Annotated in this window: 18 protein-coding genes; 13 read left to right on the top strand and 5 right to left on the bottom strand. The window is 58.0% G+C overall.

What is annotated here, in order from left to right:
* Positions 1–209 precede the first annotated feature (209 nt).
* Positions 210–1,619: a glutamine synthetase family protein gene (locus tag DT594_RS13490; protein ID WP_149333130.1), complete on the bottom strand. Its 1,410-nt coding sequence runs from the start codon at positions 1,617–1,619 to the stop codon at positions 210–212.
* Positions 1,620–1,891: 272 nt separating this feature from the next.
* On the opposite strand from DT594_RS13490, the gene DT594_RS13485 reads away from it, so the two are divergent.
* The 11 genes from DT594_RS13485 (at position 1,892) to DT594_RS13435 (ending at position 13,463) form a co-directional block, all read left to right on the top strand.
* On the top strand, positions 1,892–2,653 hold the full coding sequence (locus DT594_RS13485) for a gamma-glutamyl-gamma-aminobutyrate hydrolase family protein (protein WP_149333129.1): 762 nt from the start codon (positions 1,892–1,894) through the stop codon (positions 2,651–2,653).
* Between the two features lie 7 nt (positions 2,654–2,660).
* Positions 2,661–4,007 carry a glutamine synthetase family protein gene (locus tag DT594_RS13480; protein WP_096346314.1) on the top strand — a complete coding sequence of 449 codons (1,347 nt, stop codon included), beginning with the start codon at positions 2,661–2,663 and terminating at the stop codon, positions 4,005–4,007.
* A gap of 91 nt (positions 4,008–4,098) precedes the next feature.
* Entirely contained in the window at positions 4,099–5,472 is a 1,374-nt protein-coding gene (locus tag DT594_RS13475) for an aspartate aminotransferase family protein (RefSeq protein WP_149333128.1), read from the top strand.
* 63 nt (positions 5,473–5,535) lie between these two features.
* Positions 5,536–6,645, top strand: a complete 1,110-nt coding sequence (locus tag DT594_RS13470) for an extracellular solute-binding protein (protein WP_425460558.1) — start codon at positions 5,536–5,538, stop codon at positions 6,643–6,645.
* 101 nt (positions 6,646–6,746) lie between these two features.
* A complete protein-coding gene (locus DT594_RS13465; protein ID WP_218574519.1) occupies positions 6,747–7,862 on the top strand; it encodes a polyamine ABC transporter substrate-binding protein in 1,116 nt (371 codons plus the stop codon).
* A 106-nt stretch (positions 7,863–7,968) separates the two neighbouring features.
* On the top strand, positions 7,969–9,105 hold the full coding sequence (locus DT594_RS13460; RefSeq protein WP_096346317.1) for an ABC transporter ATP-binding protein: 1,137 nt from the start codon (positions 7,969–7,971) through the stop codon (positions 9,103–9,105).
* Positions 9,102–10,007, top strand: a complete 906-nt coding sequence (locus DT594_RS13455) for an ABC transporter permease subunit (RefSeq protein WP_149333126.1) — start codon at positions 9,102–9,104, stop codon at positions 10,005–10,007. Before DT594_RS13460 ends, DT594_RS13455 begins: the two co-directional genes overlap by 4 nt.
* Complete coding sequence (locus DT594_RS13450) at positions 10,004–10,876, top strand: ABC transporter permease subunit (RefSeq protein WP_149333125.1); 873 nt, start codon at positions 10,004–10,006, stop codon at positions 10,874–10,876. Before DT594_RS13455 ends, DT594_RS13450 begins: the two co-directional genes overlap by 4 nt.
* Positions 10,877–11,103: 227 nt before the next feature.
* The gene (locus DT594_RS13445) at positions 11,104–11,709 is read left to right on the top strand and encodes a TetR/AcrR family transcriptional regulator (RefSeq protein ID WP_149333124.1); all 606 of its coding nucleotides are present in this window, start codon (positions 11,104–11,106) and stop codon (positions 11,707–11,709) included.
* Between the two features lie 41 nt (positions 11,710–11,750).
* Entirely contained in the window at positions 11,751–12,251 is a 501-nt protein-coding gene (locus DT594_RS13440; RefSeq protein WP_218574518.1) for a DUF4334 domain-containing protein, read from the top strand.
* Between the two features lie 87 nt (positions 12,252–12,338).
* Complete coding sequence (locus DT594_RS13435) at positions 12,339–13,463, top strand: aminotransferase class V-fold PLP-dependent enzyme (protein WP_149333123.1); 1,125 nt, start codon at positions 12,339–12,341, stop codon at positions 13,461–13,463.
* A gap of 110 nt (positions 13,464–13,573) precedes the next feature.
* Here DT594_RS13435 and DT594_RS13430 read toward each other — a convergent pair whose 3' ends face one another.
* The 3 genes from DT594_RS13430 to DT594_RS13420 all read right to left on the bottom strand — a co-directional run bounded on the left by DT594_RS13430 (position 13,574) and on the right by DT594_RS13420 (position 17,146).
* Positions 13,574–14,317 carry a VC0807 family protein gene (locus DT594_RS13430; RefSeq protein ID WP_149333122.1) on the bottom strand — a complete coding sequence of 248 codons (744 nt, stop codon included), beginning with the start codon at positions 14,315–14,317 and terminating at the stop codon, positions 13,574–13,576.
* A 91-nt stretch (positions 14,318–14,408) separates the two neighbouring features.
* Positions 14,409–15,386 (bottom strand): calcium/sodium antiporter, encoded by a 978-nt coding sequence (locus tag DT594_RS13425; protein WP_178091521.1) that lies wholly within the window; start codon positions 15,384–15,386, stop codon positions 14,409–14,411.
* Between the two features lie 68 nt (positions 15,387–15,454).
* Positions 15,455–17,146 (bottom strand): AMP-binding protein, encoded by a 1,692-nt coding sequence (locus DT594_RS13420; RefSeq protein ID WP_149333121.1) that lies wholly within the window; start codon positions 17,144–17,146, stop codon positions 15,455–15,457.
* Between the two features lie 221 nt (positions 17,147–17,367).
* Between DT594_RS13420 and DT594_RS13415 the strand changes: the two genes are divergently transcribed.
* Both DT594_RS13415 and DT594_RS13410 read left to right on the top strand, forming a co-directional pair.
* The gene (locus DT594_RS13415) at positions 17,368–18,639 is read left to right on the top strand and encodes an efflux RND transporter periplasmic adaptor subunit (protein WP_149333120.1); all 1,272 of its coding nucleotides are present in this window, start codon (positions 17,368–17,370) and stop codon (positions 18,637–18,639) included.
* Positions 18,636–21,764, top strand: coding sequence for an efflux RND transporter permease subunit (locus DT594_RS13410; RefSeq protein ID WP_149333119.1), 3,129 nt, complete (start codon positions 18,636–18,638; stop codon positions 21,762–21,764). Before DT594_RS13415 ends, DT594_RS13410 begins: the two co-directional genes overlap by 4 nt.
* Before the next feature lie 59 nt (positions 21,765–21,823).
* On the opposite strand, the gene DT594_RS13405 is transcribed toward DT594_RS13410, so the two are convergent.
* Positions 21,824–22,753, bottom strand: coding sequence for an SPFH domain-containing protein (locus DT594_RS13405; RefSeq protein ID WP_149333118.1), 930 nt, complete (start codon positions 22,751–22,753; stop codon positions 21,824–21,826).
* Positions 22,754–22,803 lie beyond the last annotated feature (50 nt).

Genomic DNA, 22,803 nt, shown 5'->3' with positions numbered 1-22,803 from the left:
CCTATGCGTGACCGTCAGAGCACAGGGATGTGCGATGCCGAGCGCCCAGGGAGGGCAGCGAGCGTGTCTCGCATAGGGCAGCCGACGCCGAGACCCGACACGGAGCGAGACCAAAACAAAAACAAACCAAAGCCAAAACCGACCGACAGCCAGCCAGCAGATAACAAAATCCCGCCACAAGGACGGGACTATGTATTACCGAGCAAAGGTCAGACGGTATGCAAATACCACATATATTCCAGATCCGAGATAGTCCGCTCGAACTCCTCCTGCTCGCTCTCCTTGCACAACACGAACACGTCCAGATACTCCTCGCCAATGTACTCTTTCATGACGGCAGAGTTTTCCAGCGCACGCAGTGCATCACGTAGGTTGGTAGGCAGGGAGGCCTCGTGCTGATCGTAAGCATTGCCCTCGGTCATTTCCGGCGGCTCGATCTTGTTGCTGATGCCGTAGTGAATTGCCGAAAGCAACGCAGCCATCAACAGGTACGGGTTGGCATCGGCGCCTGCCAGGCGATGCTCGATACGCATAGACTCCGGATCACCGCCCGGCACGCGAACGGCGACAGTACGGTTATCAATACCCCAGGTCGGCGCGCAGGGAACGAAGAAGCTCGGGCTGAAACGACGATAAGAGTTTACGTTCGGACAGAGAAAGGCCATATATTCCGGCAACGTCTGCAACAGACCGCCAATCGCCCAACGCAGCGTATCGCTTAACGTACCGTCGGCATTCGGCGCAAAAACGTTAACACCCAGCTCGTCCACCAGACTGATATGCACATGCATGCCATTACCAGCCTGGTCGTAGTACGGCTTGGCCATGAAAGTGGTGTCCATTTCATGGTCGTAAGCAACGTTCTTGATTACGCGTTTGAGCAATACGTTGTGATCACAGGCAACCACTGGATCATCCACGTGGTGCAGGTTGACCTCGAACTGACCCGGTGCTGATTCCGCTACAATGGCGTCTGCGGGGATGTCCTGCTCGTGGGCAGCCTCGATGACGTCCTGGAGGAATTCAGCGTACTCATCCAGGTCATCCATGGAATAGACCTGAACGGAATTCGGACGCTTGCCAGACATCGGCGAGCGTGGTGGTTGCGGGCGACCAGTGATGTTTTCCTGGTCAATCAGGTAGAACTCCAGCTCGAATGCCGAGACTGGCGTCAGACCCAATTCGCTGAAGCGTTTGACGATACGTTGCAATACATAACGCGGGTCAGCAAAAAACGGCGTCTTGCGGTCCAGTTCGTACATGGTCATTAATAGCTGACCGGTCGGACGCTTCTGCCAGGGTTCAACGCTCAGGGTACCGGGAATAGGCAGGCAGACTCGGTCCGCGTCGCCGATTTCCAGACCCAGACCGGTCTCTTCCACCGTGGTGCCCTGGATATTCAAGGCAAAGATGGAGGCCGGGAGAGCAATACCTTTTTCGTAGGCTTTCAAAAGGGCCGAACGGTCGATACGCTTGCCACGTACGATGCCGTTCATATCTGCAATCAGCAGATCAATGAAGTGGATTTCCGGATGCTCGGCCAGAAAGGCCTCCGCTTCCTGGACACTGACGGGCTCAGCGATGGCTGCCGCAGTATCCGCTCCGGTTAGGGATGGCATGAGATGTCACCTGTTGTTTGTAAAATATATCAATCACGTTGGCACTAGGAACAGAGTAAATCCGAAAGGCCATGATGAGTCAATAGAATCAAGATTGCACAAATGCAGTGCAGCGCGCACCAAATAGGGCCGTAGAGCGGGCTTCGAGGCATTTCTAGCCGCCATATCAGCCTGGCGATTTTGGCTTTTGTGTAAAGTATTTTTTGTTGCTATTGTATAAAAAATTGAACAACATCGAATTCATGTACGTTATTCACTACAGGCTTTGACTCATGTCCGTCGTCCGAAAGCCCCTGATTGGCATTACCTGCTGCACCGATCAGTTGGGTCTGCACCCTTTCCATATAGTAGGTGAAAAATACATCCTTGGCGTCGTCGATGGCGCGGGGGGTTTGCCGCTGCTGATTCCCGCCCTGGGTGAGCAGATTGGCTTCGAGCAGTTGCTTGATACCCTCGACGGCATCATGTTTACCGGCTCGCCGTCGAATGTGGAGCCGCATCATTATAATGGCCAACCCAGCGCCGAAGGCACCCGCCACGACGCCAAGCGCGATGCCACCACCCTGCCTTTGATTAAAGCCGCGATAGACCGGGGCGTCCCGGTGCTGTGTATTTGTCGTGGTTTTCAGGAAATGAATGTCGCCTTTGGCGGCACCCTGCACCAGCGCCTGTATGAAGTGGGCGGCTTTATCGAGCACCGCGAAAACAAGGAGCATCCTGTCGAGCAACAATATGGCCTGTCGCATGAAGTCCATATTGAGCCAGGAGGTCTACTCTATGAACTGTCAGGCCGCAACTCGGCACAGGTCAATTCCCTGCACACCCAGGGCGTCGACCAGTTGGCACCCGGCTTGCGGCCTGAAGCAACAGCTCCAGATGGGTTGGTCGAGGCATTCTCGGTCAGCCAGGCAAGCAATTTCGCGCTGGGCGTGCAATGGCATCCGGAATGGAAGGTAAAGGACAACGCCTTCTATCTGTCGATCTTCAAGGCGTTTGGTGACGCCTGCCGGGCACGTTCAAACAGGCACTCCTGAGGGATTTATGAACAAGATTGAAGCGTGGCTTAAAGAGAACAAGATTACCGAAGTAGAGTGCATGGTCAGCGACCTGACCGGTATCGCCCGGGGCAAAATCGCTCCCACCATGAAGTTTATTTCCGAGAAGGGCATGCGTCTGCCCGAAAGTATTTTGCTGCAATCGGTAACCGGCGATTACGTCGAAGACGACATCTATTACGACCTGCTCGACCCGGCTGATATCGACATGATCTGTAAGCCCGATGACAGCGCCGTCTATCTGGTGCCATGGGCTCTGGAGCCGACGGCGCAGATCATTCATGACTGCTACGACAAGGCCGGCGAGCCTATTGAAATGTCGCCGCGCAACATCCTCAAAAAGATCCTCAAGATGTACGCCGACAAAGGCTGGCAGCCCCTGGTTGCGCCTGAGATGGAGTTTTATCTGACCAAGCGCAATGAGGATCCAGACCTGCCGCTGCAACCGCCGGTAGGCCGGTCGGGCCGTCAGGAGACTGGCCGCCAGTCGTTCTCGATCGATGCCGCCAACGAATTTGATCCGCTGTTTGAAGATATGTACGACTGGTGCGAGGCGCAGGGCCTGGATCTGGATACCCTGATCCACGAAGAAGGCACCGCGCAGATGGAAATCAACTTCCGTCACGGCGACCCGCTGCATTTGGCTGACCAGATTCTGGTGTTCAAGCGCACCATGCGTGAGGCCGCGCTCAAGCATGATATGACCGCGACCTTTATGGCCAAACCGATCACCAACGAGCCTGGCAGCGCTATGCACCTGCACCAGAGCATCGTCGATCGCAAGACCGGGCAGAATATCTTCTCCAATGAAGATGGCAGCATGAGCGAGCTGTTCCTGCACCATATCGGCGGCTTGCAGCGCTACATCCCTGAGGTGCTGCCGCTGTTCGCGCCAAACGTGAACTCCTTCCGCCGCTTCCTGCCGGACACCTCCGCGCCAGTAAACGTCGAATGGGGCGAAGAGAACCGCACCGCCGGCTTGCGTGTGCCCGACTCTACGCCGCAGAACCGCCGCGTGGAAAACCGCCTGCCCGGCGCCGATGCCAACCCTTACATCGCCATCGCCGCGAGTTTGCTCTGCGGCTATCTGGGCATGGTCGGCAGAATGGAGCCATCGGCACCGGTCAAGGGTCGAGCCTATGAGCGCCGCAACCTGCGTCTGCCGCTGACCCTCGAGTCGGCGTTGGAGCGTATGGAGCAATGTGCTGACGTGGAAGCGGTACTCGGCAGCAAGTTCTGCCGTGGCTACGTCGCCGTCAAACGCGTCGAGCACGAGAACTACAAGCGCGTGATCAGCTCCTGGGAGCGCGAGTTCCTGCTACTCAGCGTCTGATTAAGCGTTATCAAAGTGCGCCCGGGCCGGGCGCCTTCGACATTGACATCGGCATGCGGAGCCCAGGCATGCCGAAGGCAAGGAGTATCGAATGAGCAACGAAACCCATTACAGCACTGCCCAACTGCAAGCCATGGATGCAGCGCATTACCTGCACCCGTTCACCGACCACAAGGAACTGGGCGAGCGCGGGACACGGATTATCGAGCGCGCCCAGGGCGTGTATCTGTGGGATAGCGAAGGCAACCAGATTCTCGACGGCATGGCCGGATTGTGGTGCGTGAGTATCGGCTATGGCCGCACCGAGCTGGCCGATGCTGCTTATAAGCAAATGCTTGAGCTGCCCTATTACAACAGCTTTTTCCAGTGCGCCAACCCACCAGCGGTCAAGCTGGCCACGGCCATCGCCGAGATCGCCCCGGCGCATATGAACCATGTATTTTTCACCGGCTCCGGCTCTGAGGCCAACGACACCGTACTGCGCATGGTCCGCCGCTACTGGGATCTGCAAGGTAAGCCGACCAAGAAAACCATCATCGGCCGCGTCAACGGCTACCACGGCTCTACCGTCGCGGGCGCCAGCCTGGGCGGCATGTCGGTCATGCATGAACAGGGTGATCTACCGATCCCCGGTATTGTGCATATTCCGCAGCCTTACTGGTTCGGTGAGGGCGGCGACATGAGCCCCGACGAGTTCGGCATCTGGGCCGCGCAGCAACTGGAGGCAAAAATCCAGGAGCTGGGCGAGGATCAGGTCGCCGCCTTTATCGCCGAACCCATCCAGGGCGCGGGCGGAGTGATCATCCCACCGGATACCTACTGGCCGGAGATCAAACGCATTCTGGCCAAATACGACATTCTGCTGGTCATGGACGAAGTGATCTGCGGCTTTGGCCGCACGGGCGAATGGTTCGGCAGCCAGTATTACGACCTCAAACCCGACCTGATGCCGATTGCCAAGGGCATGACCTCAGGTTACCTGCCCATGGGTGGCGTTATCGTTGGCGAACGGGTGGCCAAGGCCTTGATCGATCAGGGCGGGGAATTTTTCCACGGCTACACTTACTCAGGCCACCCGGTTGCGGCCGCAGTGGGTCTGGAAAATCTGCGAATACTGCGCGACGAGAAAATCGTCGAGTATGTAAAGCAGGAAGCGGCACCGTATTTGCAAAGCAGAATCGCCCAACTGGCGGAACATCGTCTGGTGGGTGAAGTACGCGGTGTAGGCCTGCTCGGCGCCATCGAGCTGGTCAGCGACAAGACCACCCGCGCACGCTTTGCCGAAAAAGGCGCGGCTGGTTCGATCTGCCGCGACATGTGTGTCCGCAACGGGCTGGTGATGCGCGCGGTAGGTGACACCATGATCATGTCTCCGCCTCTGGTTATCACCACGGCGGAGATCGATGAGATGGTGAGCAAGATCTGGCGTTGTCTGGATCTGACGGCTGAGCAACTGGGCGTGTAAACAAGCCTGAAGCAGGGCCTGGCCTGGCACCGCGTTATGAAAACAAATGGAGAAGTGATCATGATAAAACCGCTTGGCAAGACCCTGCTGGCCGCGGCCTGCACTATGACCCTCACCACTCTGACCTTCAGCGGCGCTGCGCATGCCGAAGGCTCGGTTAACGTCTATAACTGGTCCGATTACATCGCCGAAGACACCATCGCCAATTTCGAGAAAGAGACTGGCATCAATGTGACTTACGACGTATTCGACAGTAACGAAGTGCTGGAAGCCAAGTTGCTGTCCGGCAGTTCCGGATTCGACATAGTCGTGCCGTCCAACCAGTTTCTGGGCAAGCAGATCAAGGCTGGCGCGTTTATGCCGCTGGACCGCAGCAAGCTGAAAAACTGGGACAAACTCGATCCCACGCTGCTCAAGGCATTGGAGAACAACGACCCCGGCAACAAGTACGCCTTCCCCTACTTGTGGGGCACCACCGGTATCGGCTACAACGAAGCCAAGGTCAAAGCCGTTCTGGGTGAGGATGCGCCAGTCAACTCCTGGGACCTGGTTTTTAAGCCGGAGAATATCGAAAAACTCGCCTCCTGCGGCGTAGCCTTTCTCGACGCCCCGGCTGAAATCATTCCCTCGGCATTGTTCTATGCCGGCCTGAATCCCAACAGCACCAATGCCGATGACTACGCCAAGGCCGAAGAGTTGATGATGAGCATTCGCCCGCACATCACCTACTTCCACTCCTCGAAGTTCATCACCGATCTGGCCAATGGCAATATTTGCGTCGCAGTCGGCTGGTCCGGCGACATCCTGCAGGCCGCAGCACGCGCTGAGGAAGCCGAGAATGGTGAAGTGGTCAAATACGCCATTCCCAAAGAAGGCGCGGCCATGTGGTTCGACATGATGGTCATGCCCGTGGATGCCAAGAATGTCGATAATGCCTACGCCTTTCTCGACTATATTCTGCGCCCGGAAGTCATCGCCGACGTCAGTAACTATGTCGCATACGCCAACGGCAACAAGGCCTCGGTGCCGATGATTGAAGAAAGCATACTGAATGATCCCGGCGTCTATCCGAGCGATGAAACCTTGAATAAACTCTTCACGCTGGCAGAGTTGCCGGCGAATATAGAACGGGTTCGCACCCGCTCCTGGACTCGCATCAAATCCGGGCGCTAACGCGAAAAAGCAGTTCACCACCGGCTGGCGTCACACGGCGCCGGCCTCAAGTAAAAAACAGACCAGGCCCATCCCGGCTGGAGTCTGCAAGAGGAGAAGTCATGAAGGTTCCAGTGAAAATGCCCATAAAAATGACACTGCTGGCTCTCGCTACCGCAGGTTTGTTCAGCACTGCGGTCAGCGCACAGGACGCCGGCGAACTGAAGATATTCAACTGGTCGGATTACATTGCCGAAGACACCATTGATAACTTCAAAAAGGAAACCGGCATCGCCGTTACCTATGACGTTTATGATTCCAACGAAGTGCTGGATGCCCGGTTGCTGACAGGGCAGTCTGGTTTCGATGTCGTGGTACCGTCCAACCATTTTCTCACCAAGCAGATCCAGGCCGGCGTCTATCAGGAGCTGGACCACGACAAGCTGCCCAACATGAAGAACCTTGACCCGAAGCTGCTCGCCCAGCTTGACGCCGTAGGTCTTGGCAGCAAGTACGCCATCCCCTACATGTGGGGCACCAACGGGATCGGCTATAACGTCGACAAGGTCAAAGCCATTCTCGGCGACGATGCCCCGATCGATTCATGGGATCTGGTGTTCGATCCGGAAATAGCCAGCAAGCTCTCTAGCTGCGGTATCTCGATGCTGGATTCGGGCGACGATATGGTGACATCTGCCCTCGGCTACCTGGGTCTGGACCCGAACAGCACCGACGCCGAAGACCTGAAGAAGGCCGAAGAGCTGCTGATGAGCGTACGTAGCTCGGTACGCTACTTTCACTCATCGCGTTACATCAGCGACCTGGCCAATGGCGACATTTGCGTAGCGGTCGGCTTCTCCGGTGATGTGTTCCAGGCGGCGGATCGGGCTGACGAAGCTGAAAACGGCGTCAACATCGGCTACTCCATCCCCAAGGAAGGCACTCAGCTCTGGTTCGACATGATGGCCATCCCCAAAGATGCGCCCAATGCTGACAACGCGCATACCTTTATCAACTACATCCTGCGCCCGGAAGTGGTCGCACCGATCACCGACTATGTCGCTTATGCCAACCCCAACAAGGCGGCAAATGAGTTGATTGATGAGGAGATCCTCAACGATCCAGCCATTTATCCGACCGAAGAAGTGATGGACAAGTTGTTCATTGCCGAACCGCGGCCCCTGGCAGCCCAGCGCATCGTTACCCGTTCCTGGAACCGGATCAAATCCGGGCAGTAATCAACAGGGGCTGCCACGGCAGCCCCTGTTTCAGCTATATCCCGAATTGACCGGCCCATGCCTTGAGTATTGCGTGGGCCCATTACTCGTAGTTGCGGAGAAGATTATGGTGGGAGCAGCAGGTGCCATGAAACAGGCCATGGCCAAGGCAAAACCGGACGAGTTCGTGCGCATTGACCGCGTCAGCAAGCGCTTTGACGGTGCCCTGGCGGTGGATGATGTAAGCCTCAGCATTAACCGTGGCGAAATCTTTGCGCTGCTTGGCGGCTCCGGCTCCGGCAAATCCACTCTGCTGCGTATTCTGGCCGGCTTTGAGCGGCCCTCCGAAGGCCGTGTATTTCTTGATGGCCAGGATATTACCGATTTGCCGCCCTACGAGCGGCCGATCAACATGATGTTCCAGTCCTATGCCTTGTTCCCGCATATGAGCGTCGAGCAGAACATCGCTTTCGGCCTCAAGCAGGACAAACTCAGCAAGGCCGAGGTCAATGCCCGCGTAGAAGAAATGCTCAAGCTGGTGCACATGACCGAGTACGCCAAGCGCAAACCCAATCAGCTGTCCGGCGGTCAGCGCCAGCGCGTCGCGCTCGCTCGCTCGCTGGCGAAAAGCCCGAAAGTGTTGCTGCTTGATGAGCCCATGGGCGCGCTGGACAAGAAGCTGCGCTCGCAGATGCAGTTGGAACTGGTAGAGATCATCGAGCGGGTCGGCGTGACCTGCATCATGGTCACCCACGACCAGGAAGAGGCCATGACCATGGCCCAGCGCATTGCCATCATGCACCAGGGTTGGATCGCCCAGGTTGGCTCGCCGATGGATATTTACGAAAGCCCGGCCAGCCGTCACGTTGCCGAATTTATCGGCAGCGTGAACATCTTTGAAGGCGAATTGGTCGCGGATATGGAAGACCACGCGATCATCGAATGCGACGAGCTGGATCGGCCGATCTATATCGGCCACGGCATTACCACTCGCGCGCAGGAAAAGAAAATCACCTATGCGTTGCGCCCAGAGAAAGTCTGGGTAAGCACCGAGATGCCTGAACAGCAATACAACTGGGCGCACGGCACTATTCACGATATCGCCTACCTGGGCGGCCACTCGGTGTTTTATATCAAGCTGGAAAGCGGCCATCTGGTGCAGACCTTCTTCGCCAACTCGGAACGCCGGCTACCGCGCATGACCTGGGAAGACAAGGTCTACATCAGCTGGGACGATGACGCGGGGGTGATACTGCACTCATGAACAAGCTGATCTCTCGCATACTCCCTAGCGGACGCTTCTGGGTTATCAGCGTCCCTTATCTGTGGCTGTTTCTGTTTTTCCTGCTGCCCTTCGCCATCGTGCTGAAGATCAGCTTTTCAGAAGCCGCCATTGCCATTCCGCCCTACAAGCCATTGTTCGATTACGTCGAGCAGTCGCTGAATGTGGTGGTGAATCTCGGCAACTATATTTTCCTTACCCAGGACTCACTGTACCTCGCAGCTTATCTGGGCTCGTTGAAGGTAGCGCTGATATCCACCGTGATTTGCCTGTTGCTGGGTTACCCCATGGCGCTGGCCATCGCCAGATCACCCCGGGAAAAACAGCTGGTCTATCTGCTGCTGGTTATGATGCCCACCTGGACGGCGATCCTGATCCGCGTCTACGCCTGGATGGGCATTCTCAGCAGTAATGGCCTGCTGAATAACCTGTTGATGTCGATTGGCGTGATCAGCTCGCCGCTGCAGATCCTCAACACCAATATTGCGGTGTATATCGGCGTGGTCTATGCCTACCTGCCGTTCATGGTGTTGCCGCTGTATGCCAACCTGGTCAAGCATGATGAGACTCTGCTGGAGGCGGCGATGGACCTGGGGGCGTCCAAGCTGAGCGCGTTCTGGAAGATCACTGTGCCACTGTCCAAGACCGGCATCATTGCCGGCTCGATGCTGGTATTTATTCCGGTGGTGGGCGAGTTCGTGATTCCCGAGCTGCTCGGCGGACCGGAAACGCTGATGATCGGCAAGGTGCTGTGGCAGGAGTTCTTCAACAATCGTGACTGGCCGGTTGCCTCGGCGCTTGCCATCGTGATGCTGGCGATCCTGCTGATACCCATCATCCTGTTTCACTACAACCAGTCCAGAGCGATGGAGAAGAACGCATGAAAAATCGTTTCGCTTTCTCCACCATCATGCTCTGGGTCGGCCTGGCGTTTATCTACATTCCCATGGTCATCCTGGTCATCTACTCGTTCAATGCCTCGCGCCTGGTGACGGTCTGGGGCGGCTGGTCGATCCACTGGTATGTCGGCCTGCTGGACAACACCCAACTGATGAACGCCGTCAAGCGCAGCTTGCAGATAGCCGTCTACACCGCTTGCGCCGCGGTCGCACTCGGCACCCTGGCGGCTTTTGTGATGACGCGGATCAAACGCTTCCGTGGCCGTACGCTGTTTTCCGGTTTGGTGACCGCGCCTCTGGTCATGCCTGAGGTGATTACCGGTCTGTCCTTGCTGTTGCTGTTCGTGGCCATGGCGCAACTTATCGGCTGGCCCGCAGAGCGCGGCGTGATGACCATCTGGATAGCCCACACGACCTTCTGTACGGCCTATGTCGCGATTGTCGTCAGTGGCCGTTTGGGCGAGCTGGACCAGTCGATTGAAGAGGCGGCCATGGACCTTGGCGCGCCGCCGTGGAAAACCTTCCTGCTGATCACCGTGCCGATGATCGCGCCGTCGATTGCCGCCGGTTGGTTGTTGTCCTTCACGTTATCGCTGGATGATCTGGTTCTCGCCAGCTTCGTCTCCGGCCCGGGCGCTACCACGCTGCCCATGGAAGTGTTCTCCGCCGTGCGTTTGGGCGTCAAACCGGAGATCAATGCGATCGCCAGTGTGATCCTGCTGGCCGTTGCACTGTTTACGCTGTTGGCCTGGTTCCTGGTGCGGAGCGCCGACAAGCGCAGCCGCATGCCCCCGCCGGAAGATGACAAGCACATCACCTGGCAGGCGGCGATCAACAGCCGCAAACATTCCTAACGCCCAAGCAGGAACAAAAGGCGCCAATGGCGCCTTTTGTTTGTCTGCTGTTTGCCTTTTCCACCCGGTGGCCGCGCTTGGCAGGGCGCCGACAATAGGTTAATCTGAATATGAATGAACGTTCATTTTATTAATGACTTCATGCCGCCAGGGTGCTTAGCTTCATAAGATGCCCATTCAATAATCTGAAGTATGTACAGCCGAGGAATACCGGATAAACTAGGCGAATGAATACTCATTCGAACACTGCAAAAATCATTCGGCCCCGGATCAAGGACAAGCGCAGCGCCATATTACAAGCCGCGCTGAAAGTCTTCGCCGAGGGTGGCGTCAACGGCGTTCCGATGCCGGCACTGGCTGAACAGGCTGGCGTCGGCACCGGCACCATTTACCGATACTTCAGCAGCAAGGAAGCTTTGGTCAATGAGCTGTTCAGGGAGGAGAAGCTCAGTCTTAATCGACGCCTCTACTCGGATCTGGACAAGAGCCTGACGCCTTACGAGAAATTTGCGCTGGTGTGGCAGAGAATGGTGCTTTACACCCGTGAAGCGCCCGCGTCTTACCGTTTTATGGAGCTGCAGGATCATCGCCCCTATCTGGACGATGAAAGCCGCACCCTGGATCGCGAGACCAGAGCACCGCTTCTCGAACACTACCGCTTGTTGCAGAAGCAAGGCGTGTACCGCAAAGATATCCGCGCCGAGGTATTGATGGCGCTGATCTGGGGTGCCTTTGTCAATCTGATCAAGGCCGAACGCGATGGCCTGATCAGCCTCGATCAGACTGACATCGATGCCGCACGTGACGCCTGCTGGAGCCTGTGTACCGGTTGAGCCTTGCTGTACCACAACTAGCCATAACGTGGAGACAAGCAATGAGCACAACAAAGAAGACCCTTCTGGGCGCCGCCCTCACGGCGGCAATGAGCACCGGCGCCAGTGCCGGTGATCTGGAGCAACGCTGGCTGGAAATGATTGCCAGTGGTGAGGCCTACCCCGCCGAAACCCTGCTGCCCCTGTTCGAGCAACTGCAGCCGGTGGATACCGAGTTCATGCTCGGCACCTGGAAAGGCGGCAAGTTTGACGGCGGCGCAGAGCCAGACCCGATCAACTGGTACGGCAAACGCTTCAACTCCACGACCGATGTCGAACCACTGCTGGTACTGGATGCCGATGGCAAGGTGAAGACCTTCGACAAGCTTGGCGGCGCGCAGATGCGCGAGATCAAATACAACGGCGTTACCTCTGCCGCACTGATTTACGACAGCCAACCGATCATGGACTACTTTCGTAAGGTCAATGACGACGTTGTCATCGGTCTGGGCGACATCAAAGGCAAACCCACCGACTTCGTGTTTCATCTGACCCGCCAATAAGCCGGCAAATCAGGTTAGGATAAGCCTTGAATCTCACCGGCCACAGGTTGGCCGGTGTTACGCAATGCATCCGATGGAGAAACAAACGTGTCCAGCCTGGTCCCTGCCATTGATCCCGATGGCCTGCTCGAATACTCCGTGGTTTTTACCGATCGCTCGCTGAACCACATGTCCGGCACTTTTCAGCAGGTCATGCGCGATATTTCCACCACCCTGAAAGACGTATACCAGGCAGCCGCTGTTGCCGTTGTCCCTGGTGGCGGAACCTACGGCATGGAAGCGGTAGCCCGGCAATTTGCCCAGGATCAGCGTTGCATGGTGATTCGTAACGGCTGGTTCAGCTATCGCTGGTCGCAGATCTTTGAGATGGGTCGTCTGCCCGCCGAAGAGATCGTACTCAAGGCACGCCAGACCTCCACTGACGAGCAAGCTCCCTTTGCGCCAGTACAGATCGATGAAGTGGTGGCCAGCATTCGCCAGCACAAACCCAGCTTGGTGTTTGCGCCGCATGTGGAAACCGCTGCCGGCATCCTGTTACCGGATGACTACCTGCGCGCTGTGGCTGATGCGGTGCATGAGGTCGGCGGCTTGTTCGTACTCGACTGTATCGCCTCCGGCACCGTCTGGGTCGATATGCAGGCCTGTGGCGTCGATGTGCTGATCAGCGCGCCACAGAAAGGCTGGAGCGCGTCGCCGTGCAGCGCACTGGTGATGCTCAGCCGGCAGGCACTGGAGCGCCTGGAAGGCACTACCAGCAACAGCTTCGCCTGCGACCTGAAGAAGTGGCTGCAGATCATGCAGGCCTATGAAAATGGCGGCCATGCCTATCACGCAACCATGCCAACCGACGCGCTATTGCAGTTCCGCAATACCATGCTGGAAACCCGCGACTACGGCTTCGCCAAGGTCAAACAGGAACAGCTGGAGCTGGGCAAGGCGGTGCGGGCGTTATTCAAGGAGAAGGGGTTTGCCAGCGTTGCTGCCGAAGGCTTCGAGGCGCCCGGCGTAGTAGTCAGCTACACCAGCGATGACAGCATCCAGAATGGCAAGGCGTTCGGCGCCCAGGGCCTGCAAACCGCTGCGGGTGTGCCTTTGATGTGCGACGAACCCGCCAGCTTCAAGACCTTCAGGGTTGGGTTGTTCGGATTGGACAAACTGCACAATATCGAGCGCACTGTCAGCAATCTGCGCAAGGCGCTGGAGGCGCTCTAAGAGCGCAGCGGCAAGCTACAAGCGTCAAGCCACAAGCTAAAACCTAAATGCCGTGGTTTGCTTGCAACTTGTAGCTTGTGGCTTGTGGCTTGCAGCTAGCGGCTCGCCGCTCAGGACTTGCCACCCGCCTGCACCATGATCTCTTCCATCTTCAACCCGGTCAGACCATGGATGGTCTTCCACAGATAAACCAGAATCAGCACCATCATGATCATCGACGGGATCGCAATCATCGGATAGCTGACCAGCGTCATGCGTCCCAGCTCTTCATTGAAGGCCTGGGTACCGGCCGGGCTCACGACAATCCATTTAGCCACGATGTAGTTCATGATCGCCGAAAAGAAGAAGGTACCCGCGAGGAAGTAGGTGGCCTTGAGCAGGCGCTCTTCAAAGATGTCTACCAGACCCCGCTCGGCCAGGCGGTCATGGATCAGATCCACGTTCAGCACATTCTTGTTGTACAAAATGGTCCGGATCAACGGGAACCGAGTGCGGGTCGAGACCAGTACCGCCAAGCCGATGGCACCAGGCACTGCAGCTTCCTTGATGGCCAACCACTGCGGGTCGAGCTTCATCAGCCCAATGCCGCCGGTAAGGAAAACACTGACCATGCCCAGTAACGCGATGAAATTGAATTTGCGGTAGCGGATCAGCTCGAACAATCCCCAGCCCAACGGGAATGCCAACGCCAGCATCAGCGCCTGACTGGCACCCAGATTCTCCTCGCCGCTGAGTTTCATCAGTATCACTGACGGAATCAGGATACTGACCAGCAGGTCGATCATCGGGCGTGGCTTGTGTTGGGGCTTGTTCTGCGGACTGTGCTGGGAATCGTGCGGACGGTTGTCGGTCATGGGCAATCAGCGGCGCTCTTCAGAGTGTGCAGGCATGATACACGGCCGCACCGGGCGGACTCCATCTCATCCGACCGGTAGCAGCGCAGCATCAGGCCACAGAGATGATGGTCCAGGCCAGATAACCGGTGTAAGCCACGTAAACCGCCATCAGGCAACCGCCTTCCAGCCGGTTGATACGACCCAGGCGCGCCTTGTAGGTAAAACACATCAACAGCAGGCCCAGTGTCAGGGCAAACATCACCACCCAGTCGCGGTACAACACCACCGACTCCACGGCCATGGGTGCGATGCCAGCGGCAATACCCACAACCGCCAGCGTATTGAACAAACCCGAACCGATCACGTTACCCAACGCCAGGTCGTGCTCATTCTTGCGAATGGCGACCAGCGCAGAGGCCAGCTCAGGGAGTGAGGTACCTACGGCAACAATAGTCAGACCGATAATCAGATCACTGACACCCAGGCTCTGGGCGATATAGACCGCGCCCCAGACCAGTATCCGCGAGCTGACAACCAGCAACACCAGGCCCACTACCAGCCAGATCAGCGCCGGCCGCAGGGGCATCGCGTTGGCCTTCAACTCCTGGTCGTAATCAGTCTCCAGTGCGTCACCGCGGCTACGCAGGCCTTGATAGATAGACCAGCCCATCAGCACGAAGAACACGATCAGCAGCACCCAGGCATCATTCCGGCTGAGCTGCCCGTCCATCAACTGGTAGCCGGCCAACAGCGTGATACCCAGCAGAATCGGCAGTTCCTTGCGCACCACCTGAGAATGCACGTTGATCGGACTGATCAACGCGACCAGGCCGATAATCAGCGCGATATTGGTGATGTTCGAGCCATAGGCATTACCCAGCGCCAGGCCGGGGTTACCCTGCGAAGCAGCCAGTGCCGAGACTACCATCTCAGGTGCAGAGGTGCCGAAACCGATAATCAGCATACCGATCAGCAGCGGTGGCATACCGAAATGTGTTGCCGTAGCGGACGCGCCGCCGACAAATTTATCTGCACTCCAGACCAACAGAACCAGACCGACGACCACCGCAGCAAATGCCAAAAGCATGATGAGCTATACCTTGAAATATCTTGGCCGGCCATTATGGTGTAAAGCCAGCCGGAGCACTAGCGCCCTCAGCCGACTTGCTGCTGACGCTGGCGCTCTTCCTCCACCAGCTCTTTCTTCGACAGCTTGCCCACCGGGGTCTTCGGCAATGCATCGCGAATTTCCATCGACTGGAGGCGCTCATGTTTGCCCAGCCGCGACTCGAGAAAAGCTTGCAGGGTGGCAAAATCAAACACCTGCGCACCCGCCTTGAGCTTGATAAAAGCCTTGGGCGCCTGGCCGCGGTAAGCATCGTAAACCCCGATCACCGATACTTCTTCCACTGACGGGTGTTCGTAGATCGCCTCTTCGATGGTGCGCGGATAAACGTTGTAACCGCTGCAAAGAATCATGTCCTTGGTTCGGTCAACGATATACACCCAACCGCCTTCATCCATGTAGCCCACATCACCGGTGCGCAGAAAACCATCGGAGGTCATGGCTTCGGCCGTGGCGTCCGGGCGCTTCCAGTAGCCGGCCGTGACATTCGGCCCAGCGATGCAGACCTCGCCCTTCTCACCGGCAAGCATTTCGCTTTCGCCGCCGTCCAGCGCCACAATCTTGATTCGCGCACCAGGTACTGGCAGGCCACAGGAGCCCGGATGTGGCTCGGCTTCCTTCGGCGTAAAGGTGCCGCTGGTAGTGGTTTCAGTCATGCCCCAACCCTCCCGCAGGGCGCAGCCCGCTACCTGCTGGTAACGCTGTTGCACGTCCAGCGGCAAGGGCGCACCACCGGAGTTGCACATTTTCAATGAGGTGAGGTCACGCTCGGCGGTCAGCGGGTGAGCCAGCAGGCCGATAAACATGGTGGGCACACCGGGGAAGGTGGTAATGCGGCTATGGTGAATTTCGTTGAGGACCGTTTCCGCATCGAAACGCGGATGCAGATAAACCTCCGACGCCATGCGCAGACTGAACAGCATATTGATCATCAACGCGTAGATATGAAACGGCGGCAGCACGGCCAATACCCGCTCCTGGCCCGGCTGCAAAGAACTGTCTAGCACTTCCTGCAGCTGCGCGCAGGACGTTGTCAGATTACCGTGGGTCAGCATCGCGCCCTTGGGCGCGCCAGTGGTGCCGCCGGTATATTGCAGCACGGCTAATGCCGAATCTGGGTCATCCAGCGGATAGGCCTGGTAGTCACCGGCGTTGTTCAGCAGGCTGCTGAAACGATGGCAGCGCTCATTGGACTCGACCGCCACCGACGGGCCAAGCAGTCCCGCCTGCTGCGCCGTAACCGCGCCACAGAATTCGGTGAGCTCGCCCACTACCAGCGACTGCAGCCGCGTGGTTTCCAGCAAGGTGAGCATTTTCGGGTAGAAGGCGGCGAGATCCAGGGTGACCATGATATCGGTCTGGCTGTCTTCAATCTTGTGCGCCAGGGTGCGCTCGGCATCCAGCGGCGAGTAGTTGACCACAGTGCCGCCGGCGCGCAGTACGCCAAGAAAGGTAATAAAATAGTGCGGGCAGTTGGGTAGATAAATACCCACATGCACTCCCGGCCCAACGCCCAGCTGTTGCAGGCCATAAGCAAAGCGGTTGACCAACTCATCCAGCTGGCGATAGCTGATCTTGTGGCCGAGAAAGTCGATCGCCTGGTTGTCGGGGAACTCGCCCACGGCCATATCCAGGAGCTCATAAACCGGACGAGATTTTAGCTCCGCATCCCAGCGAACGGTGTCAGGGTAAGATTTCAACCAGCGCAGTTCAGCGTTCAAAACGAGCCTCCAGTAAGAGCCTGTTGTTCTTGTATAGTGTTATCCAGCGCCTGAAATTAGCGCGCCGCTGTCTCGCCGAGAAGACAAATCAACCGCATATATATCAAGTCATACTCTTTGGCAGCTTTGACAACAGTCTTTTACCCATCCGCCTCTTGCTAGCCACCAACACCACAGGCTATACAGGGCAGCTACAAACAATAACTCCTGCCGAGACTGTTATGCGCAAGCGCCTGATTCCTGTACTGATTATTATGGTCGGCATTATCGGCTTCGTGGTGCTCAAGGCGACGCGCGACGTACCCGACCCGGTTAGCCCACAGGAGCGCAGCTGGCGGGTCGATGTGATGGAGATCCAGCCCGATGCCCTGCAACCCAGTCTGACCTTGTATGGGCAGTTGGAGTCGCCCCGGCGCTTTACCGTGGTTGCGCCCATGGCCGGACGTATTGGTGAGCTTCCGGTGCGCGATGGTCAACAGGTAGAGCAGGGTAGCCTGCTAGTGGCGCTGGATGAGGACGACATCCTGCCCCGGGTGAAGCAGGCCGAGGCCGATCTTGCCGATGCCCAGGCGCAGTTGCTCAGCGAACAGCTGAATCACCGTAATGATCAACAAGCCCTGGCGCTGGAACAACGCATTCTTGCCAACGCCGAGACCAGTTTCAAACGTACCGAACAACTAGTAGGCCGCGAACTGGTCTCGCGCGCAGAATTGGACAATGCCCAGGACATCGTCGAGCGCGCGGCGCTGACCGTAGCCACCCGCCAGCGCAGTATCGATAGTCACGAATCGCGCCTGACCGCACTGCAGGCCCGCGCCGAACGCGCGGAAGCGGCGCTGGAAAGCATGCAGCGCGACGCAGAGCGCAGTCGTTTCATGGCGCCCTTTGCCGGCGTGGTCGGCAGCGTGCAGGTCGCTGAAGGTGACCAGGTCAACGCCAATGCCGCATTGCTCGACTTCTACCCTGTCGAGGGCATGGAGCTGCGCGCCAGCCTGCCGCAGATTCATGCGCCGGAATTCATTCGCGCCCTGGCTGCTGGGCAACAACTGGTAGCGCACACACTGGAGACCCGCAGCCCGCTGAGCATGACACTGCAACGTATTGCCGGCCAGGCAGATGCCAGCGGCGTGGAGGCGTTGTTTACTCTGGATCAGCCGGTAGCGGGCCTGCGCGTGGGCAATCTGCTGGCAATCAGCGTGCCCAAGCCGGTCAGTGAAAACAGCGTAGCGCTGCCCTACAGCGCGCTGTATGGCAATAACACCGTGTATGCCCTGGTGGATGGGCGGATGTCGCGGATTGAAGTCGAGCGTGTTGGCGAAACCCGCCAGGAAGGTGGTCAGCGCTGGATCCTGGTGCAGTCGGAGGAGCTTAAGGCCGGCATGCGCATCATCACCACGCACCTACCCAACGCGCTGCAGGGTCTGCGGGTTGAGACCGCTGAAGGCGACGCCGTGGGGACCGCCCCGGAGAGCGTGACGGAGCGCGCAGAATGACTCCGCCCGCGACGCCGGTAGGGTTTTTCGTTCGCCACAAGGTCGCCGCCAATCTGGTCATGCTGGTCATGTTGCTCGGCGGCGTGCTCGGCCTGATGCGCATGAATATCCAGTTCTTCCCGACCTTTGCATTGGATTTCGTCACCGTGCGGGTGATCTGGAGCGGCGCAGCAGCGGAAGATATCGAACAAGCCATTACCCAACCGCTGGAACAGCGTTTGCGCAGCCTGGAAGGGCTGAAGTCGATGACCTCCACGTCGGCCCAGGGCGTCTCCAATATCACCCTGGAGTTTGTCGAAGGGACCGATGCCATCATTGCGCTGGACGATGCGCGCCAGCGGGTAGACGAATTTCGCAACCTGCCTGCCGATGCCGAACGCCCCGAGGTGATTCGCGTAGCACGCTTTGATCCGATCGCCACCCTGGTGATCTACGGCCCCTATGCTGACCACGAGCTGCGCGCGCTAGCCTACCGTTATGAACGCGACCTGCTCAGCCGTGGCATTGACCGCATTGATATCCGCGGTTTGCCCTCCCAGCAAATCAGCATCGAGGTACCCAACAGCCAGCTGCAGCAGCTGGGTATGTCGCTGGATCAGGTAGCCGAACGGGTGGCTGCGGAATCCAGCGATCTACCCGCCGGCCTGGCTGGCGAGGCGGACTCCGCTCGCGAATTGCGCGCCGTGGAACAGCGACGCAACCCGGAAGAGTTTGCCGATCTGCCGCTGCAGCCTGGCGGAGCCGACTATGTGCGGCTTGGCGATGTGGCCGACATCCGCCAGGAGCCGATGCGCAACCAGCTGCAACTGCGGCACAAGAATTATCCTGCGGTTGAGCTGTTGCTGCAGCGCGCCGAGAACGGTGATTCGCTGGCTTCAGCGAATATTCTCAACGAATGGCTCGCCGAGGTCGAGCCGACACTGCCGCCGGGCATTTCGCTCGACACCTATGATCAGGCCTGGCAACTGATCAGCGATCGTATCGGTCTGTTGGTCAGCAACGGCGTCAGCGGTTTGGTCCTGGTATTGCTGCTGCTCTATCTGTTCCTCCCGGGGCGCGTCGCGCTCTGGGTTGCTGTGGGCATTCCTACTGCCTTCCTCGCTGCACTGGGGGTGTTCTGGCTGATTGGCGGCTCCATCAACATGATTTCGTTGTTCGCGCTGATCATGGCCTTGGGGGTGATCGTCGATGACGCCATCGTGGTTGGTGAGGATGCCGACGCGCATTTTCGCAGTGGTGAAAATCCAGCCTTCGCCTCGGAGGGAGCCGCGCACCGCATGCTCTGGCCTGTAGTGGCCTCGTCGCTGACCACCATCGCGGCGTTTATGCCGCTACTGGTGGTAGGTGGCATCTTCGGCAATATCCTCGGCGACATTCCCATTGTGATGATCTGCGTACTGATTGCCTCGTTGCTGGAATGCTTTGTGGTACTGCCGCATCACCTGCGCAACGCCTTCAAACCCGTGGTGGCCTCTACCGGCACCGGGCTGTTGCAGCGCGGTGGCCGCCGTGTCGATCGCCTGCGCCAGGGGTTTGATCGGCATTTCGATCACTTCCGTGAGGGTCGCTTCCGGCGCCTGTCGCAACTCACCTTGCGCCATCGTGGGGCCACTCTAGCCTGTGCCCTGGTCAGCATTATTCTGACCATTGGGCTGATCAGTGGCGGCCGAATTGGCTTCAGCTTCTTTCCCACGCCCGAGCCTCAGGCGATCTACGCCAATGCCAACTTTGTCGCTGGCACGCCCAAGGCGGATGTAGATGCCTTTCTCGATCATCTACAGGAAACTCTGAACCAGACCGAAGAGAGCTTCGGCGTGCCGCTTATCGATAATGCCATCGTGCGCCGCGGCGAAGTCATTGGCGCGTCGGGCGCTGGCCGGCTGGGCGATCAACTGGGTTCCATCTCGGTGGAGCTGGCCTCACCTGACCATCGCGATGTGCGCAACATCGCGTTTATTCGCGCCTGGCGTGAACGTATCCAGCTACCCGCCGGCATAGACCAGTTGATCATCGCCGAACGTACCGGTGGGCCGCCGGGCAAAGACGTGAATGTGCGACTGACCGGTGAAAGCCCCGCGCAACTCAAACTGGCTGCCGAAGCGGTGGGCGTTATGCTCGGCAGCATTGCCGGGGTAGTCAGCACAGAAGACGACATGCCCTGGGGTCGCGAGCAGTTGATTTACAGCCTGACGCCCTATGGTCAATCCCTGGGCCTGAGCACCCAGACCCTGGGGCGACAGCTGCGGGCCGCCTATGACGGTCGTCTGGCGCAGATTTACCAACAGCAATCGGATGAAATCGAAGTACGCGTCCAGTTACCGCGGGCGGAGCGCGAACGGCTGGGCAGCCTGAATGATCTGGCGATCCGCCTGAATGACGGCCGCTTTGTGCCCCTCAATCAAGTCGCCGAATTCGAAACCCGCCAGGGCTTTGAAGCATTGCGCCACGCGGAGGGCCGCCTGGCCGCGGAAATCACCGCCGATATCGACGCAACACAGACTACCGCAGGCGAGGTGCTGGCGACGCTGACTGAGGCGTTGCCCGATCTGGCCAGACAGTACAACGTTCGTTACAGCTTTGAAGGACGCTCCGCCGACCAGCGCGAGACCATGGCCGATATGCAGACCGGCCTGGTCATCGGCCTGTTGCTGATGTACGCGGTACTGGTCTGGGTGTTCTCGTCATGGAGCACGCCGCTGATTGTCATGGCGGTGATTCCTTTGGCACTGGTCGGCGCCTTGCTCGGGCACTGGGTGATGGGCTTGAACATGACGATTCTGTCACTGTTCGGCTTGTTCGGGTTGTCCGGCATCGTGGTCAACAACTCGATCATTCTGGTCAGCTTCTATCAGCAACAACGCAAACTTGGCTTAAGCATATCCGAGGGCTTGAATGAGGCGGTGGTACAGCGCCTGCGCGCCGTGCTGCTAACCTCGCTGACCACCGTTGGCGGCCTGCTGCCGCTGCTGTTCGAGACCTCGTTGCAAGCGCAGTTCCTTATCCCTATGGCGACATCCATTGCCTTCGGTCTGGGCTTCTCGACCCTGCTGGTGCTGCTGGTCATCCCGGCGTTGATGTCAGTACTGGAGGAGTTCAAGGAGCGGCGGCAGGTGCGCCCGGCCTAGTATCAGGAGCACAAAAAACCCGGCCGAAGCCGGGTTTTTCTAATCAGGAAATCAAGCGCTCAGAGGGTCGGCTGCTTGACGCTTTCCATGGTCTTGGTGATGGCCGCCACCGCAGCGCCGATATTGCTCAACTCGGCAGGCAGAATCATGGTGTTGTTGGTCTTTGCCAGCTTGCCGAATTCACGCACATACTGCTCGGCAACCCGCAGACCCACTGCCTCCTTGCCGCCTTCGGTGTTGATCGCTTCAGCAACGCGGCGCAGGCCTTCAGCCGTGGCCTCGGCAATCAACTGGATTTCACGGGCACGGCCTTCCGCCTCGTTGATCTGACGCTGCTTGTCGGCTTCGGAGAGGTTGATAGTTTCCTGCTTCACGCCTTCCGACACATTGATCTTGGCCTCCCGCTCGCCTTCCGACTGGGCTACCACCGCGCGACGCTCCCGCTCGGCGCGCATCTGCTTTTCCAGTGCATCAAGAATGGTCGCTGGAAGCTCGATGTCGGCAATCTCGTAGCGCAGCACCTTCACGCCCCAGGGTTTGGCCGCTTCATCCAGCGCCAGCACCACCTGGGTGTTGATGGTTTCCCGCTCTTCAAAGGTCTTGTCCAACTCGATCTTGCCGACCACCGAACGCAAGGTGGTTTGCGCCAGCTGCATGGCTGCATAACGGTAATCATTGATCCCGTAGCTGGCCAGTTTCGCGTCCACCACCTGCAGGTAAAGTACCCCGTTGACCACGACCTGAATGTTGTCCTTGGTAACGCAGGCCTGGCTGGGTACGTCGATGGCCTCTTCCTTCAACGTATGCTTGTAGGAGACCCGATCAACAAAGGGCACCAGCAGGTGAAAGCCGGCTTCCAGAGTCTTGGCATATTTACCCAGACGCTCGACGATAAAGGCCGATCGCTGGGGCACGATGCGCGCCGTTTTGGCCACCGCGATGACGACCAATACCAGAAAGGCCAGCGAAATCATTGTAGTAATGTCCATGTACTTGCTCCGTTATGTCACGCTGATAAAAAACTACTAAGAAAACTCAG

The organism is Halopseudomonas laoshanensis, from assembly GCF_008365385.1.
GTDB classification, from domain to species: domain Bacteria; phylum Pseudomonadota; class Gammaproteobacteria; order Pseudomonadales; family Pseudomonadaceae; genus Halopseudomonas; species Halopseudomonas laoshanensis.
The sequence above is the reverse complement of the archived record's forward strand: the minus strand, read 5'-3'. Positions and strand labels throughout refer to the sequence as shown.

Coding starts and splice junctions, on each gene's coding strand:
- DT594_RS13485 (WP_149333129.1), top strand. CDS start 1,892: ATGTCCGTCGTCCGAAAGCCCCTGATTGGCATTACCTGCTGCACCGAT.
- DT594_RS13490 (WP_149333130.1), bottom strand. CDS start 1,619: ATGCCATCCCTAACCGGAGCGGATACTGCGGCAGCCATCGCTGAGCCC.
- DT594_RS13450 (WP_149333125.1), top strand. CDS start 10,004: ATGAAAAATCGTTTCGCTTTCTCCACCATCATGCTCTGGGTCGGCCTG.
- DT594_RS13405 (WP_149333118.1), bottom strand. CDS start 22,753: ATGGACATTACTACAATGATTTCGCTGGCCTTTCTGGTATTGGTCGTC.
- DT594_RS13410 (WP_149333119.1), top strand. CDS start 18,636: ATGACTCCGCCCGCGACGCCGGTAGGGTTTTTCGTTCGCCACAAGGTC.
- DT594_RS13475 (WP_149333128.1), top strand. CDS start 4,099: ATGAGCAACGAAACCCATTACAGCACTGCCCAACTGCAAGCCATGGAT.
- DT594_RS13480 (WP_096346314.1), top strand. CDS start 2,661: ATGAACAAGATTGAAGCGTGGCTTAAAGAGAACAAGATTACCGAAGTA.
- DT594_RS13445 (WP_149333124.1), top strand. CDS start 11,104: ATGAATACTCATTCGAACACTGCAAAAATCATTCGGCCCCGGATCAAG.
- DT594_RS13425 (WP_178091521.1), bottom strand. CDS start 15,386: ATGCTTTTGGCATTTGCTGCGGTGGTCGTCGGTCTGGTTCTGTTGGTC.
- DT594_RS13415 (WP_149333120.1), top strand. CDS start 17,368: ATGCGCAAGCGCCTGATTCCTGTACTGATTATTATGGTCGGCATTATC.
- DT594_RS13455 (WP_149333126.1), top strand. CDS start 9,102: ATGAACAAGCTGATCTCTCGCATACTCCCTAGCGGACGCTTCTGGGTT.
- DT594_RS13460 (WP_096346317.1), top strand. CDS start 7,969: ATGGTGGGAGCAGCAGGTGCCATGAAACAGGCCATGGCCAAGGCAAAA.
- DT594_RS13440 (WP_218574518.1), top strand. CDS start 11,751: ATGAGCACAACAAAGAAGACCCTTCTGGGCGCCGCCCTCACGGCGGCA.
- DT594_RS13465 (WP_218574519.1), top strand. CDS start 6,747: ATGAAGGTTCCAGTGAAAATGCCCATAAAAATGACACTGCTGGCTCTC.
- DT594_RS13430 (WP_149333122.1), bottom strand. CDS start 14,317: ATGACCGACAACCGTCCGCACGATTCCCAGCACAGTCCGCAGAACAAG.